This is a genomic window from Enterobacter cloacae complex sp. ECL414 (genome assembly GCF_021869685.1).
Classification (GTDB): Bacteria; Pseudomonadota; Gammaproteobacteria; order Enterobacterales; family Enterobacteriaceae; genus Enterobacter; species Enterobacter kobei.
Window position 1 is genome coordinate 4,605,938 of record NZ_CP091481.1, and the last position, 15,360, is coordinate 4,621,297.

Below are 15,360 nucleotides of genomic sequence, written 5' to 3' on the forward strand. Positions count from 1 at the left end.
GCCCCCTACTGGCCCGCGAGGGCGCTGATTTCCTGCTGAGATTGTTTCAGCGCGTCGGCAGGCGTACTGGTTTTGAATATCACGCGCTCAAGCATCTGCGTCATGCTGCGCTGTATTTCTGTCGTCTGGTTTGTTGCCGCAGGAGGAAGCGCGACGTCCACCCACGAGGCGATCTGTTTCTCTAGCGGATTTTGTTTGAAGTAACTGACAAAGATCGGATTACTCATTAAATCCGCGCGGGCGGGCGGCATCCCTGTCAACTCAAGCCACAGCCGGTCATGTTCAGGGTTACTGAAGACCCACTGCATAAACTGCCAGGCCTGCGCCTTTCGCTTACTGGAACTGAAGATCACCAGACCTTTGCTGTCGCCGAACGTATAGGGGTGTTCAATGCCCGTCTCGGTCAGCATCGGACCGATCTGAATCGTTTTTAATATGTCCGGATACTGCTTGCGATAGCGGGCTAAATCCCACGGTCCGCGCGCTGAGGCGATAACCTGCCCCGTTGCGAGCGGATCCTCGGCAGAGGTGAAGTCGTAGCTGCTCCACTTATTGTTAAAAACGTTGCCCATGAAGGTCAGCACGGCCTCGCCAGCAGGCGTGGTCAGCGCAGGTTTTTTGTCGACCAGATACGGCTTGCCGTGGCTCTGGGCGTAGAACAGCGGAATGAAGTCGAACCAGCGTTCCCACCAGTTTTTACCTGCCGTAAGCTGTATCACATAGCCGTGATTATCCGCCGCCCGACGCTTCGCCAGCGCGTAAAGTTCATCGTAGCTAACCGGTACCCGATCAAAACCGTATTGCTTCAGTAAATCACCGCGCCACCACCAGACAATCGGGTTGATATATACCGGCAGTACCGTTTGTTTGCCGTTTAATTCCCAGGCTGACAGCAGAGAAGCCATTTGCCGTTTCTGAATCGTTTCCTGAAAACCCGGCATTCTGGAGAGATCTTCTATCTGCCCGACATCAACAAGCTGGCTGGCAAAACCAATAAATATATTGGTTGAAATATCCGGTTCAGTCCCTGATGCCAGCGCATTCATTATCGCTTCTTCTGAACTGTTTGCGGCAGGAATAGCGGTAAATTCGACGGGCATATGGGCAGGGTCTTTATTCCATTCCGCCACTATTTTACTCCAGAAGGCTTCTTCATTGACGGTGGGTGTGACCCACATTTTGATTGTTTCACGCGCCCCGGATTGTGTCTCTTTTTTATCATCAGGCCCGCAACCGGTAAGAAAAAAGAGGAATATTACCGATGCTATTAATTTTGCTGCTTCTGCAACTCTCACGTTATATCTCCCTGATGTCGATAAGTGTTAATCGCTCACTGCTGCACTCTGTGAATGGTGCGTAAGCTAACACCCCTTTTTTATGTTTAACGTTAAACAAATCACAAAACTATTTATATTTAACGATAAACTCAGCCGCTATTATTTATTTAATTACGCCTCATAAATAATTTACGTGAATATAAAATGCCTAATTCATTTAGCAAAAGAAAGAATAAAAACGTGACGATTAAATCGCTGGCAGCGGAGATGGGTATTTCACATACCACGGTATCTAACGCGTGGAATAATCCCGAAAAGCTGTCTGCTGAATTACGTGAAAAGATACTTGGGTACGCCCGTCAGGTTGGATTTCAGGGGCCGGATAAACTCGCCCGGGCTTTACGCACCGGAAAATCCGGGGCGATCGGCGTCATTTTTAACGATACCATGAGCTATGTTTTTATCGATCCGCATGACGTCAGCCTGATGCGCGGCGTCGCGACCCGCTGCGAAGACCGTAATATTAATCTGGTGCTGATTCCGCTTCAAAAAGGGCCTTCATCGCTCACTACCCTGGTGGACGGGTATATTCTCAACGCCACGCATAACAGCGCCGCCATTATTCAACAAACCCTGGCCCGCAATCTGCCTGTGGTGACGCTCGATTTTCAGCTTCCGCAGTTCAGCAGCGTGTCGGTGGATAACACACGCGCCATGCGTGATATCACCCACTACCTGATACAAAAGGGTCATCGCCATTTCGGCATTATTGCCTTCCCGTCTCACCCGAACGCGCGCGGGATGCGGCCTCTGACGCACCGCGTGACGGGGGATAACCAACTCATGCTGACCCGCGTGAATGCCTGCCGCGACGCGTTTCAAGAGCACGGTATTACGCTCAGCGACTGCTGGCTGTGTGAAACCCATCACGATGAGCCACACGGCGAACGGGCAGCGGAAGCATTGCTGACGGCACACCCTGAGATCACGGCGCTGATCTGCTTATCCGATCGTTTTGCCATCGGCGCGGTGAATTATTGCCAGCGACAGCGTCTTGCTATACCTGGCCGGGTCGCCATTACCGGATTCGACAATACCGCCCGGCAGTATAACGGACCTGGACTTACCACCATCGCGCAGGATGCCGAACGTAAAGGTGAAATCGCGGTTGATCTGCTTCTGAACAATGGCCCCGTCACCCACGTTGCGCTGGAACACCGGCTTATCGAGCGTGATACGGCATGAGATTACCCTGCTTAAGATAAGAGTGAACTATGGATGAACTAACGTGCTTTAAAACCTATGACATTCGTGGCGAAGTTGACGTCAATCTCACCCCTGACATTGCGCGTCGCATCGGAAGGGCGTACGCCGTCTGGCTGCATCCCCGGCGCGTGGTAGTAGGCGCTGATGTCCGCCTCAGCTCGGAGGCGCTAAAAACGGCCCTGATCGACGGGCTTACCGCAGGCGGCGTCGATGTTATCGACCTGGGCATGACCGGTACGGAAGAGGTCTATTTCGCCACCCGGGAATTGCGGGCAGACGGAGGGATCCAGGTGACGGCGAGCCACAATCCCGCCCATTACAACGGCTTTAAGCTGGTTGGCCTTGAGGCGCGCCCGATCAGTAATGACAACGGTCTGCTGGAGATCAAAGCGCTGGCAGAACAGAACCGCTTTCCACCCTGCGTGCGTCGTGGGGGCATTTTTCCCTTCGACAATCGCCCGGCCTGGGTGAACGCTCTGCTGCGATTTATCACTACGTCCCCAACGCGAACGTTACGCCTGGTGGTCAACGCCGGGCACGGCACCGCAGGTCCGGCGCTAGATGCGCTTGATGAGGGCTTAAAGCGTGCCGGTGTACCGGTCGAGTTTATCCGTATTCATCACCAGCCAGATGGCCGCTTTCCCGCTGGCGTACCTAACCCGATGCTGCCTGAAAACCGGCAAAGCACCCGACTGGCCGTCATCGAACATCACGCCGATGCTGGCATCGCCTGGGATGGCGATTTCGATCGTTGCTTTTTCTTCGACGAGCGCGGGGATTACGTTGAGAACTATTATCTCGTGGGGCTGTTTGCCGAACATTTTCTGCGACGCTATCCCGGCAGCCGTATCATTCTTGATCCCCGCTTAATCTGGAACACGCTCGACACGGTCGCCCGTTGCGGCGGTAGCGCAATCGTGAGTAAAACTGGGCATGCCTTCCTGAAAGCCCGGATGCGAAGGGAAAATGCCATTTACGGCGGCGAGATGAGTGGCCATCACTATTTTCGCGATTTTGGCTACTGCGATAGCGGCATGATCCCGCTGATCCTGATGCTCCAGATCCTGGGCGCAGACGCGCAGCCGCTCTCTCATCTTATGCGTCACGCACAGGCCCGCTATCCGGTGTCTGGTGAAATCAATCTGACGGTCAACGAGCCCGCCGCACTCCTCAATGACGTCGCCGCGCACTATGCCCCGGTCGCATGCGAACGCGACAACTGCGACGGCCTGAGCCTGTCCTTCGCAGACTGGCGTTTTAACCTCCGCGCCTCCAATACCGAGCCGCTGGTTCGCCTTAATGTTGAAGCGCGGGGAGATACCGCTCTGCTTGTCCATAAAACTCATGAAGTGCTGATGCTGATTTCTGCCCTACAAGGGGCTCAGGAGACATTATGACCGCCCTTTCATTACGACATATTCATAAAAAGTACGATAAAAACGTCATCGTGGCGGATCTGTCACTGGAGATAGCATCAGGAGAATTTATCGTTCTTGTGGGCCCCTCCGGGTGCGGGAAATCAACGCTGCTGCGCATGATCGCGGGATTAGAGGCGCCAGACAGTGGCATGCTGATGATGGGCAATGAGGATGTCACCCACCTGGCGGCGGGCAAGCGGAGCTTATCGATGGTTTTCCAGTCCTACGCACTTTATCCGCATATGACCGTGCGGGAGAACCTCGCCTTTGGCTTACGCAATATCCGCACCCCGGAGGCCGACATTGCGCAGCGCATCACCCATGCCGCCAACATGCTCAGGCTGGACGAGCTGCTCGACAGGCTTCCGCAACACCTCTCCGGCGGCCAGCGCCAGCGCGTGGCGATAGGTCGTTCTATTGTCCAGCAGCCCGCGCTGTTCCTGTTTGACGAACCCCTTTCCAACCTTGACGCCGCTCTGCGGGTTGAAATGCGCCAGGAGATCCAGCAACTCCATAATACCCTGAAAAACACCATGATTTACGTCACGCACGATCAGGTCGAGGCGATGACGCTGGCCGACCGTATCGTGGTGATGTGTAAAGGCAATATTGAGCAAACGGGTACGCCGCTTGAACTGTACAACACCCCGGCGAACCGCTTCGTGGCCGAATTCATCGGTACGCCAAAAATCAATATGTTACCCGCCATCTGGCAGCAGGGGGCATTGCATATCGACCCTGATACCGTCTTCCCGCTTTCGCGTCAGCCCGCAGACATTCAGGAGGGGGAATCGGTATTTGTCGCGATCCGCCCTGAACACCTGGATTATCAGCAGCCGGGGGATTTTAGCCTGAGCGGGAAAACGCGGTTATGCGAACTGCAGGGAGATTCAACCCTGGTGTGGCTGGACGTGGCAGGGCATGCCGTGTGCCTGAAATCCTTCCAGCAACTGAGTCTGCCTGCGCAGCAACGTATCACGCTGACCGTGCAGGAGGCTCATCTACATCTCTTTGACGCGGCAGGCAAGCGGATTGCAATGACGGAAAATGCCGCCTGAGTAGAGTATCAGGCGGCGGGAAATGCGCAGACTTACCCCTGACGCAAATGCTGCGCTGCCTTCACCATGTTGGCGAGCGCTGCGCGGGTTTCCGGCCAGCCGCGGGTTTTAAGGCCGCAGTCCGGGTTCACCCACAGGCGCTCTGCCGGAATACGCTGAGCGGCTTTTTTCAGCAGGGCTTCAATCCACTCCACGCTCGGCACGTTCGGGGAGTGAATGTCGTACACCCCCGGTCCGATTTCGTTTGGATAGTCGAACTCTTCAAACGACTCGAGCAGCTCCATATCTGAACGCGAGGTCTCGATGGTGATCACGTCGGCATCCAGCGCGGCAATGGAATCCATAATGTCGTTAAATTCGCAGTAACACATATGGGTGTGGATCTGCGTGTCGTCCTTCGCCACCGCCGCATTGATGCGGAAGGCTTCCACGCCCCACTTCAGATAGTCATCCCAGTCGCTGCGGCGCAGCGGCAAACCTTCTCGTAACGCCGGTTCGTCAATCTGGATAATGCCAATGCCAGCGTCTTCCAGATCCGCCACCTCATCACGCAGCGCCAGCGCGATTTGCTTCGCAATGGTTTCACGGGTCACGTCTTCACGCGGGAACGACCAGCACAGAATGGTCACCGGCCCGGTCAGCATGCCTTTTACTGGCTTGTCGGTCAGAGACTGAGCATACTTCGCCCACGCCACCGTAATCGCTTCCGGGCGGCTGACGTCACCGATCACCACCGGTGGCTTCACGCAGCGGGAACCGTAGCTCTGCACCCAGCCATTCTGGGTAAACACGAAGCCGTCCAGGTGTTCACCGAAGTATTCCACCATGTCGTTACGCTCGGCTTCACCGTGCACCAGCACGTCCAGACCTAAACGCTCCTGCTCGATGATCGCCTGCCTGATGTGCTCAGCAATGCCGGTACGGTAGTGATTCGCATCCAGATTGCCCTTTTTGAAGTCGAGACGCAGGCCGCGGATCTCGGTCGTTTGTGGGAATGAACCGATCGTCGTGGTTGGCCATGCGGGCAGGTTGAAGCGGGCGCGCTGGGCTTCGGCACGGACTTCATACGGACTCTGGCGCTGGCTGTCCTGAGCGGTGATGGCCGCCAGACGTTTTTCCACTGCCGGATTATGCACGCGTGCCGAATGACGGCGCGCCTGAATCGGGGCGCTCCATTCGGTAATCGCCGCCGTGTCACCGCTGTTCAGCGCGTCGCGCAGCAGCGCCAGTTCTTCACATTTTTGCAGGGCGAAGGCAAACCAGCTTTTCACTTCCGGGTCGAGACGGGTCTCCACGCTCAGATCGATCGGGCTGTGCAACAGTGAACATGATGAGGCCACCCACAGCTCACGTTTACCGACAATGTCTTTAATTTGAGCATACTTTTCGGTGAGATCGGCACGCCAGACGTTACGACCGTTTACCAGCCCCGCTGAGAGCAGCCAGTCTGCGGGCAGACGTTTGTGCAGTTCCTTCACGTCATCTTTGCCGTGAACCAGGTCAACATGCAGGCCCTGAACCGGCAGCGCGGCAATCGTGCTCAGGTTAGGCGTCACGCCCTCGAAATAGGTGGTCAGCAACAGCTTCACCTGCCCGGTAAGCGCGTCATACGCCGGTTTGAAGGCATCGAGCCAAACCTGGGGCAGCTCAAGCACCAAAGCAGGTTCGTCGATTTGCACCCACTGAATGCCGCGTTTACCCAGCTCAATCAGTACCTGTTTGTAGACGGGCAGAATGTCCTTCAGCAGGCTGAGGCGGTCAAACGGCTCGCCTTTGACTTTGCCCAGCCACAGGTAGGTTACCGGTCCGAGCAGCACCGGTTTCACCTGGTGGCCCAGCGCCAGCGCTTCGTCGACTTCGTCCAGAAGCTGTGTCCAGGTCAGTTTGAACTGCTGATCTTTTACGAACTCCGGCACCATATAGTGATAGTTGGTGTTAAACCACTTGGTCATTTCCGCCGCTGCCGCGGGTTCACCCGTTGGCGCACGACCACGGCCGATGCGGAACAGGGTATCGATATCTACCGATCCATCTTTGTTCTGATGACGAGCCGGCACGTTGCCCAGCAGCAGGCTGGTCGTCAGAACATGGTCGTACCAGGCGAAATCGCCCACCGGCAGCAGGTCAATGCCCGCCTGCTTTTGCTGATCCCAGTGACGGGCGCGCAGCTCGCGCCCCACGGTCAGTAGTTCTTCACGGGTAGCGTTACCCGCCCAGTAGCTTTCTTGCGCTTTTTTCAGCTCGCGACGCAGGCCAACGCGAGGGAAACCGAGAGTGTGATTGCGGATTGTCATGTTATGCCCCTTGTGAATTTCGCTATTTAGACGTCCAGATGTTTACACATCTATAATTGGCAGGTACTGTATATTCCTCAAGCGCAAAATGTTCATGGCGAAGTGAAGGACTTTCATGATCGAGATAAAACACCTGAAAACGCTGCAAGCGTTGCGGAACTGCGGATCGCTCGCGGCGGCTGCGGCCACGCTGCACCAGACCCAGTCTGCCCTTTCTCACCAGTTCAGCGATCTGGAACAACGCCTCGGATTTCGTCTTTTTGTGCGTAAGAGCCAACCTCTGCGCTTTACGCCGCAGGGTGAAATTCTTCTTCAACTGGCGAATCAGGTCCTGCCGCAGATCGCCAGCGCGCTACAGTCCTGTAACGAGCCGCAGCAGACAAAACTGCGCATCGCCATTGAGTGCCACAGCTGTATTCAATGGCTGACCCCTGCGCTTGAGAACTTCCGCCAGAAGTGGCCGCAGGTGGAGATGGATTTTAAATCCGGTGTGACGTTCGACCCGCAACCCTCGCTGCAGCAGGGTGAGTTGGATCTGGTGATGACCTCCGACATTCTGCCGCGCAGCGGCCTGCACTATTCGCCGATGTTTGATTTTGAAGTGCGCCTGGTGCTGGCACCGGATCATCCGCTGGCGGCTAAAACGCGCATCACGCCGGAAGACCTGGCAACAGAAACGCTGCTGATTTATCCGGTTCAGCGCAGTCGCCTGGATATCTGGCGTCATTTCCTGCAGCCGGCAGGCATTAGCCCGCAGCTGAAAAGCGTGGATAACACCCTGCTGTTGATTCAGATGGTTGCCGCCAACATGGGCATCGCGGCGCTGCCGCACTGGGTGGTGGAGAGTTTTGAACGCCAGGGCCTGGTGGTGACCAAAACCCTGGGTGAAGGACTGTGGAGCCGTCTGTACGCTGCCGTGCGCGATGGCGAGCAGCGTCAGCCGGTGACAGAAGCGTTTATTCGCTCAGCGCGGAACCACGCGTGCGACCATCTTCCGTTTGTGCGGAGCGCGGAGCGACCCAGCGGCGATGGACCCACAGTGAAGCCAGGATCACCGCTCCCCCAATAAGGAAGCTCGGCCAGTGCGGTTGCTGCTGCCAGATGGCGAGGTTGACCAGCAGCCCCGCCGGGACGTGCACGTTGTTCATTATCCCGAGCGTTCCGGCGTCGACCTGCGTCGCGCCGTAGTTCCACATGAAGTAACCCAGCCCTGACGCCACCACGCCCAGCCAGACCAGAACGCCCCACTGCACCGACGTGGTCGGCAGCTTTTGCGGGTTACCGAGCAGAAACCACGCCGATACCGCGACAATCGCCGCGCCCATATAGAACCACGCAAATGCATTGTGCTGAGGCATCGGGCGGGTTTCCATCAGGCGTTTGTAGCCCACCATGCCGATGGCGAAACTGATGTTGGCGAGCTGGACGAACATCAACCCGGTCCAGAAGTGATCGCTGACTTTGTCATAGCGAATAATTGCCGCGCCAATCACCGCCAGCGCCGCGCTCAGCAGGTATCCCCAGCGCAGACGACGCCTGCTGAGCAGGTCGTAAATCAACGTAATATAGAGCGGCGTCAACACGGTAAAGAGCAGGAATTCAGAGACGGACAAATAGACGTAAGCCCGGAAGCTGAACAGATACATGATGCCCAACTGCATCGCGCCCACCAGCATGTACAGCACAATCGTTTTCAGCGATTGACCACGCGTGCGCAGAAACGGCAGAAATACCAGCGCCGCCAGCCCCACGCGCATCAGCACCGAGAAGTAGCTGTCGACCGAACCGGCAAGGTACTCGCCAATCAGGCTAAAGGAGAAGGCCCACAGGATAGTGGTGATAATGAGTAGCGCCACAATGCTTGTCTCTCAGAAAGAAGGACAGGCATTGTAGCGGACTCTTCAGTTGACATCTGGTCAACAAACAACCGAATGAAGATTATTCAAGGAACAGCTTGCGCAGGTATTTCGGTACCGCGTTATCAGCGTTGGAACCAATCACTTCCAGTTCCGGGTGCAGATCTTTCAGACGCTGATGCGCGTTCTGCATGATGCAGCCCTTGCCTGCCATGGAGAGCATTTCAGCGTCGTTCATGCCATCACCAAAAGCGATGCAGTCTTTCAGCGCGAAACCCAGACGTTTCGCGACCGCTTCCAGCGCGTGACCTTTGGAGACGCCCCCCGCCATCACTTCCAGACAGGTCAGGGTTGAGAAGCTCACGTTGACGCGATCGCCCCAGCGGGCGTTGATCGCCTGTTCCAGTGGGAGCAGTTCTTCATGGCTATCGCAGGTGAAGAACACCTTACTGATACCTTCCGGCTCAAGAAGGCCCGGCTCGTACAGGGAGTAGTTAAATACCGCTTCCTTGAAGAAACGCATTTCATCCGGGCGGTGGCGGTTCATGAACCAGTCGTCGTTGCGGTACACGTTGGTGATGATAGCCGGGTTGTTATGCACCACGCCGAAGAGATCGGCGGCAATATCGCGATCCAGGTTATGGGTAAAGATCAGGTTACCGTCAGTATCATGCACGCGCGCACCGTTGGAGGTGATCATGTACGATTTGATCTCAAGATTATCGCGGATCTGCCCCACGTCTACGTGGTGGCGGCCGGTGGCAAACACAAAGTTCACGCCACGGGCAGTCAGAAGCTTTAAGGTCTCTTTCGCGTAAGGCGACAGGGTGTGGTCAGGGGAAAGCAGCGTGCCATCTAAATCAGATGCAACAACCTGGTACATAGGGATTTCAACCTCTGGTGGAAAACAATAATCAGTTATGCCTGTTGAAAAATTCAACAATGGCGTTGAGCGCGACTGAGCGCATAGCGTCCTTTTCGAAAAGGATCTCATGGTAAGCGCCGTTGATGACCAGCGGTTTTCCCCCTTCACAAGGGTGACCGGCGGCGGCGCGCAATTCACAATAACGGTCATGCATGCGGTTATCGACCACACGCTCTTCTTCAGCCTGAATCAGGAGTGTTGGCGTGTCATCATCACCTACCCCCGCCAGCACCTGTTCACCGGCCAGAATCCCCTCCCGCACCCAGTGCCAGGTCGGGCCACCGACGCGTAAGCGCGGTTCATCGGCATAAAAGCGCAGGTTGCGGCGATAACGCTGCCGACTGTGGGTTAAGACGTTGATGGCGAACGGCAGCGCACGCCAGCGTCCGGTCCCGATGGCATAGCCTTCACGAATGCGCTGATGGCCCTCAGCCCAGTCGAGAAGATGACGCACCATCCAGTCGGGGAAACGTATGACGATACCGTACATCGGCGCGGTTAGCGCAATGGCATCACACTGGTGTTGATACCGCTGCAAAAACAGCGTCGAAATAGCGCCACCCATGGAGTGCGCAAGGATATAGCGCTTACGCCAGGGACCGGGCTGCACTTCCTGCTGCCAGAACGCGGCAAAATCGTCGACGTAATCGCTGAAGCGATCGACATGTCCACGGTGCGTGTCCTGTAGCATGCGTCCGGACAGCCCCTGTCCACGGTGGTCGATGATAAGCACATCGAACCCCATATGGACCAGATCGTATGCCAGTTCGGCGTATTTAACGTAGCTTTCAATGCGCCCCGGGCAAACCACGATTACCCGGTCATTTTTCTCATCACGGAAACGAACGAAGCGTACCGGGATGCCCCCGACGCCCGTAAACTCATCTTCCTCACGCTGCCGCCAGAAATCGGTCAGCGGCCCCATAGAGAAAGCAGCAAATGCGTTTTCTCGTGTTTCCCAGTCCTTTTTCTGCTGAAACATTGGGTTTCCACTCACGTAATCCAGGGAATATCGTTTTTTTTCGTAACCGGTCACAAAATGACTCATCAATAGCGTATTGTGGCATAAAAACAGACGATTCGGGAGTTTCAAATGACCTTCGAGTGGTGGTTCGCCTACCTGCTGACATCCATCATCCTGAGCCTTTCACCGGGTTCGGGTGCGATTAACACCATGACTACCTCCATCAACCACGGCTATCGCGGGGCGGCGGCGTCGATTGCCGGTTTGCAAACCGGGCTGGGCATTCACATCGTCCTGGTCGGGATTGGGCTGGGAACGCTATTCTCCCGCTCGGTGCTGGCGTTTGAAGTGCTGAAATGGGCCGGTGCGGCATATCTTATCTGGCTGGGTATTCAGCAGTGGCGCGCGGCTGGCGCCATTAACCTGAATACGCTCGCGCAGACGCAAAACCGTGGTCATCTGTTTAAGCGGGCAGTATTCGTCAACCTGACCAACCCGAAAAGCATTGTGTTCCTCGCCGCGCTGTTCCCACAGTTTATCGTGCCGCACCAGCCTCAGGTGATGCAGTACGTGGTGCTGGGTGCGACCACAATTATTGTCGATATTATCGTGATGATTGGTTACGCGACGCTGGCACAGCGGATTGCCGGATGGATAAAAGGGCCTAAGCAGATGAAGGCCCTGAACAAAGTGTTTGGCTCGCTGTTTATGCTGGTTGGCGCGCTGCTTGCGTCAGCGCGTCATGCTTAGCGAGAAATGATGAGATGAATGCCGAAGCCGGCAAACAGCGCGCCGGCGAAGCCATCGATCCACTTCGCGATACGCTGGTAGCCACGGCGCATCGCCGGTAAGGCAAACAGGCTTGCCACGATAGTGAACCACGCGAAGGTCTCCACGACGATAAGCAGGAAAATGCCCCAACGTGCGCCCGCGCCAACGCTGTCGCCCACAAACAGCGAGAACACCGAGCCGAAATAGATAATCGCTTTCGGATTCGCCAGGTTGGTCAGCAGCCCTTTTACAAAGCTCCGTCCACCCGTTGCCAGCTCCACCTTAGGCTCTTGCGGTTTTTTCTCTTCTTTTTTCAGCGCCCCGCGCAGCATCTGGTAGCCCATCCAGCACAGGTACAGGCCACCGCCAACCATAATAATGTTATGCAGCCAGGCCATCTTCGCCAGGATCAGGTTCAAACCGAGCAGCGCAACGGCCGCCCAGACCATGACGCCCATGGTAATACCGAGCACGCCCATCATCGCCTCTTTACGGGAACGACTGACTGCTGTTTGCGATACGAAGAAAAAGTCAGGGCCCGGGCTCATCAGCGCAACGATGTGCACTAACGCCACGGTGAGAAATAGCATTAACATAATTGGCTCGCAGGGAAATAATTCAGTGAGTCATCATACTGGCACTTTTTTGGCCGGCTGACTACTCCTCATCATCTCCGTCAACGTGAGAACGGATAAGCGCCATAAACTCTTTACCGAAGCGCTCCAGCTTGCGCGTGCCGACGCCGTTAACGCTGAGCATTTCGCTGGCGCTGAGCGGCATCTGTTCCGCCATCTCAATCAGCGTCGCGTCGTTGAACACCACGTAAGGCGGGATGTTCTCTTCATCAGCAATGGCTTTACGCAGCTTACGCAGTTTGGCAAACAGCTTGCGGTCATAGTTACCGCCGTAGGATTTCTGCATCACGCGTGGTTTGAGGGCGACCACGCGCGGTACGGCGAGCTTCAGTTCAACGTCACCGCGCAACACCGGACGCGCGGCTTCGGTCAGCTGTAGCGCCGAGTGCTGAGCGATGTTCTGCGTGGCAAATCCGAGGTGAATCAGCTGACGAATAATGCTAACCCAGTGCTCGTGGCTCTGATCTTTACCGATCCCGTATACCGGCAGTTTGTCGTGGCCCATGTCGCGGATACGCTGGTTATTGGCGCCGCGCAACACTTCCACCACGTAACCCATCCCGAAGCGTTGATTCACACGGTAAATGGTCGAAAGCGCCTTACGCGCGTCCATCAGGCCATCGTACTGCTTCGGCGGATCCAGGCAGATATCGCAGTTGCCGCACGGCTCCTGTCGCCCTTCACCAAAATAGTTGAGCAGCACCAGACGGCGGCAGGTTTGCGCTTCGGCAAACGCCCCCATCGCGTTGAGCTTATGGCGTTCGATATCCTGCAGCTGTCCCTGCGGTTTCTCTTCCAGACAGCGGCGCAGCCACGCCATATCGGCTGGATCGTAAAACAGCATCGCTTCCGCAGGCAGACCATCACGCCCGGCGCGGCCGGTTTCCTGATAGTAGGATTCGATATTACGCGGGATGTCGAAATGCACCACAAAACGCACGTTGGGCTTGTTAATCCCCATTCCAAACGCCACCGTCGCGACCACAATCTGCAGGTCGTCACGCTGGAATTTCTCCTGCACATCCGCGCGGATGTGGTTCTCCAGCCCGGCATGATACGCCGCGGCGCTAAAGCCACGGTTTTGCAGACGCGCGGCGGTGTCTTCCACCTTCGCCCGACTGTTGCAGTAAATAATGCCCGACTTGCCGCGCTGTTCCTGGACATAGCGCAGGAGCTGATCCAGCGGCTTGAATTTTTCCATCAGCATGTAGCGGATGTTAGGGCGGTCGAAACTGCTGACCTGAATATAGGGATCATTCAGCCCCAGCAGGCGAACGATATCCAGACGCGTCGTATCATCTGCCGTGGCGGTAAGCGCCATAAACGGCAGTTCCGGGAAGCGCTGACGGAGCTGGCCGAGGGCGGCATATTCCGGGCGGAAATCGTGCCCCCACTGCGAGATACAGTGCGCTTCATCCACCGCCAGCAGGACCGGGTTCCAGTGTGCGAGATGGTCGAGGAAGTTATCCAGCATCAGGCGTTCCGGCGCGATATACAGCAGACGAACCTGCCCGGTGCGACACCCGGCCATCACCTCTTGCTGCTGCTCCCGGGTTTGCGTGGAATTAAGACAGGCCGCCGCCACGCCGTTGGCGAGCAGTTGATCAACCTGGTCTTTCATCAGAGAAATAAGGGGCGATACCACGACCGTCAGGCCGTTAAGCACCAGCGCGGGCACCTGATAACAGAGTGATTTCCCGCCGCCGGTCGGCATAACGACCAGACAATCACGGCCTTCCAGCACGGTTTCAATGATGGTTTCCTGGCCAGGGCGGAACTGCTGGTAGCCAAAGGTTTCATGCAAAACCTGTTTAGCCAGCGACTCCTGATTCAATACTTCCGCCTGCGCCACGTTAACCCCATATGCCAGAAATGAAACAGGCGCTATTTTCAGCGCCTGAGAGAGAAACTTCAACGTTTAACGCAAAAACATTCGAGCAGCTTAGAGAATATCGTTCAGCATTACGCCCACACCCACGCGGGTCTGGTTGAAGTTATAGTCGATCAGCGACTCGCCGTAACCGCTGTACACCTGCGTATAGAGGCGCACGTGCTTCGTTACCGGATAGCTCAGGCCCACTTCCGCACCACCGTAGCCGGTATTCCAGTTGTACTGGCCTTTCGCGCTCAGCACGGCATCGCCTAACTGGTAGCCGACCTTGAGCTGGTAGTAACCCATATATTTGGTGATATCCGGGTTATCGTCGGTGCTCCCCACCACATACCACGGCTTCACTTCCACCATCCAGTTGCCGTTCTGCGCCATCAGGCGCGTATAGGCACGGTTCCAGCTACGAGACGTGGGGTCGGAACGGCCGTTAGAATCGTGATTAAAGCCGACTTCGACGTCACGCAACGTCCATCCGGCAAATTCATAATCCGTTGCAAAGCCAAGGAACAGCTGCGGCTCATAGTTGGTTTCACGGAACGGCGAAGATTCGCCGCTGTTGGAAAGCTGCCACCAGGATTTCTGCGTGTAAGAGGCACCGAGTACCGAGTTCGGCCCCAGAATACCGCGCCAGAACGGGAAGGCGAGGCTCAACTGGAACTTCACCTCATCTTTACGCGCATTATCAGACCAGTTATAGGAGCTTATCGCTTCTTTGTTCAGATCGCTGGTCTGGGTGTAAATCACGTAGTTGGTGTCATACGGGTAAAGCGTGAACGGATTGTCATGCTCCTGAAGCATGTTAGCAATGATGCTACCGTGTACGGATGGCGCATCGTGCACTTCTTTAACTGTCGCTTCCTGCGCATATGCTGTGAGGGGCAGCGCAACCGCCGCTAGTAACCAACCCAGATACGTCCGCATCGGTGGTGTTCTCCTGAAATAGTGACGTGTAATGAATAATTTTATCCGGGCATTCTACAGACTTCTGCGCCAACTTCCGCCTCC

At 56.0% G+C, this 15,360-nt stretch carries 13 protein-coding genes; 5 read left to right on the plus strand and 8 right to left on the minus strand.

The window, feature by feature from the left end; all coding sequences use genetic code 11:
• Nucleotides 1-5: 5 nt before the first annotated feature.
• Nucleotides 6-1,295, minus strand: coding sequence for an ABC transporter substrate-binding protein (locus L3068_RS22210; RefSeq protein WP_023331558.1), 1,290 nt, complete (start codon nt 1,293-1,295; stop codon nt 6-8).
• 186 nt (nt 1,296-1,481) lie between these two features.
• On the opposite strand from L3068_RS22210, the gene L3068_RS22215 reads away from it, so the two are divergent.
• The 3 genes from L3068_RS22215 to L3068_RS22225 are packed head-to-tail and all read left to right on the plus strand — an operon-like array spanning nt 1,482 to nt 5,019.
• Nucleotides 1,482-2,522 (plus strand): LacI family DNA-binding transcriptional regulator, encoded by a 1,041-nt coding sequence (locus tag L3068_RS22215; RefSeq protein WP_117582139.1) that lies wholly within the window; start codon nt 1,482-1,484, stop codon nt 2,520-2,522.
• 29 nt (nt 2,523-2,551) lie between these two features.
• Nucleotides 2,552-3,940, plus strand: a complete 1,389-nt coding sequence (locus tag L3068_RS22220; protein WP_117582141.1) for a phosphohexomutase domain-containing protein — start codon at nt 2,552-2,554, stop codon at nt 3,938-3,940.
• On the plus strand, nt 3,937-5,019 hold the full coding sequence (locus L3068_RS22225; RefSeq protein ID WP_117582143.1) for an ABC transporter ATP-binding protein: 1,083 nt from the start codon (nt 3,937-3,939) through the stop codon (nt 5,017-5,019). Before L3068_RS22220 ends, L3068_RS22225 begins: the two co-directional genes overlap by 4 nt.
• Before the next feature lie 32 nt (nt 5,020-5,051).
• On the opposite strand, the gene metE is transcribed toward L3068_RS22225, so the two are convergent.
• Nucleotides 5,052-7,313: a 5-methyltetrahydropteroyltriglutamate--homocysteine S-methyltransferase gene (gene metE / locus L3068_RS22230; protein ID WP_117582145.1), complete on the minus strand. Its 2,262-nt coding sequence runs from the start codon at nt 7,311-7,313 to the stop codon at nt 5,052-5,054.
• 115 nt (nt 7,314-7,428) lie between these two features.
• Here metE and metR point away from each other — a divergent pair, with 115 nt between their 5' ends.
• A complete protein-coding gene (gene metR / locus L3068_RS22235; protein ID WP_023331563.1) occupies nt 7,429-8,382 on the plus strand; it encodes an HTH-type transcriptional regulator MetR in 954 nt (317 codons plus the stop codon).
• Here the strand turns inward: metR and L3068_RS22240 are convergent.
• From L3068_RS22240 to pldB, 3 genes are all read right to left on the minus strand, one after another.
• The gene (locus L3068_RS22240; protein WP_014885636.1) at nt 8,270-9,169 is read right to left on the minus strand and encodes a carboxylate/amino acid/amine transporter; all 900 of its coding nucleotides are present in this window, start codon (nt 9,167-9,169) and stop codon (nt 8,270-8,272) included. The two genes, metR and L3068_RS22240, sit on opposite strands and share 113 nt — an antisense overlap.
• A gap of 82 nt (nt 9,170-9,251) precedes the next feature.
• The gene (yigL, locus tag L3068_RS22245) at nt 9,252-10,052 is read right to left on the minus strand and encodes a sugar/pyridoxal phosphate phosphatase YigL (RefSeq protein ID WP_023331564.1); all 801 of its coding nucleotides are present in this window, start codon (nt 10,050-10,052) and stop codon (nt 9,252-9,254) included.
• Nucleotides 10,053-10,083: 31 nt separating this feature from the next.
• The gene (pldB, locus tag L3068_RS22250; protein WP_032629594.1) at nt 10,084-11,076 is read right to left on the minus strand and encodes a lysophospholipase L2; all 993 of its coding nucleotides are present in this window, start codon (nt 11,074-11,076) and stop codon (nt 10,084-10,086) included.
• Nucleotides 11,077-11,187: 111 nt separating this feature from the next.
• Between pldB and rhtB the strand changes: the two genes are divergently transcribed.
• Entirely contained in the window at nt 11,188-11,808 is a 621-nt protein-coding gene (rhtB, locus tag L3068_RS22255; protein WP_014885639.1) for a homoserine/homoserine lactone efflux protein, read from the plus strand.
• On the opposite strand, the gene rhtC is transcribed toward rhtB, so the two are convergent.
• The 3 genes from rhtC to pldA all read right to left on the minus strand — a co-directional run bounded on the left by rhtC (nt 11,805) and on the right by pldA (nt 15,276).
• Nucleotides 11,805-12,425, minus strand: a complete 621-nt coding sequence (gene rhtC, locus L3068_RS22260) for a threonine export protein RhtC (RefSeq protein ID WP_025757538.1) — start codon at nt 12,423-12,425, stop codon at nt 11,805-11,807. The genes rhtB and rhtC overlap by 4 nt on opposite strands.
• A gap of 61 nt (nt 12,426-12,486) precedes the next feature.
• Nucleotides 12,487-14,316, minus strand: a complete 1,830-nt coding sequence (gene recQ / locus L3068_RS22265; protein WP_014885641.1) for an ATP-dependent DNA helicase RecQ — start codon at nt 14,314-14,316, stop codon at nt 12,487-12,489.
• 90 nt (nt 14,317-14,406) lie between these two features.
• The gene (gene pldA, locus L3068_RS22270; RefSeq protein ID WP_014885642.1) at nt 14,407-15,276 is read right to left on the minus strand and encodes a phospholipase A; all 870 of its coding nucleotides are present in this window, start codon (nt 15,274-15,276) and stop codon (nt 14,407-14,409) included.
• Between the last annotated feature and the right edge of the window lie 84 nt (nt 15,277-15,360).

Excerpts from the sequence above, each read along its gene's own strand:
- L3068_RS22220 (WP_117582141.1), top strand. The coding sequence starts at position 2,552 with ATGGATGAACTAACGTGCTTTAAAACCTATGACATTCGTGGCGAAGTT.
- metE (WP_117582145.1), bottom strand. The coding sequence starts at position 7,313 with ATGACAATCCGCAATCACACTCTCGGTTTCCCTCGCGTTGGCCTGCGT.
- yigL (WP_023331564.1), bottom strand. The coding sequence starts at position 10,052 with ATGTACCAGGTTGTTGCATCTGATTTAGATGGCACGCTGCTTTCCCCT.
- rhtB (WP_014885639.1), top strand. The coding sequence starts at position 11,188 with ATGACCTTCGAGTGGTGGTTCGCCTACCTGCTGACATCCATCATCCTG.
- pldB (WP_032629594.1), bottom strand. The coding sequence starts at position 11,076 with ATGTTTCAGCAGAAAAAGGACTGGGAAACACGAGAAAACGCATTTGCT.
- metR (WP_023331563.1), top strand. The coding sequence starts at position 7,429 with ATGATCGAGATAAAACACCTGAAAACGCTGCAAGCGTTGCGGAACTGC.
- L3068_RS22225 (WP_117582143.1), top strand. The coding sequence starts at position 3,937 with ATGACCGCCCTTTCATTACGACATATTCATAAAAAGTACGATAAAAAC.
- pldA (WP_014885642.1), bottom strand. The coding sequence starts at position 15,276 with ATGCGGACGTATCTGGGTTGGTTACTAGCGGCGGTTGCGCTGCCCCTC.
- L3068_RS22215 (WP_117582139.1), top strand. The coding sequence starts at position 1,482 with ATGCCTAATTCATTTAGCAAAAGAAAGAATAAAAACGTGACGATTAAA.
- rhtC (WP_025757538.1), bottom strand. The coding sequence starts at position 12,425 with ATGTTAATGCTATTTCTCACCGTGGCGTTAGTGCACATCGTTGCGCTG.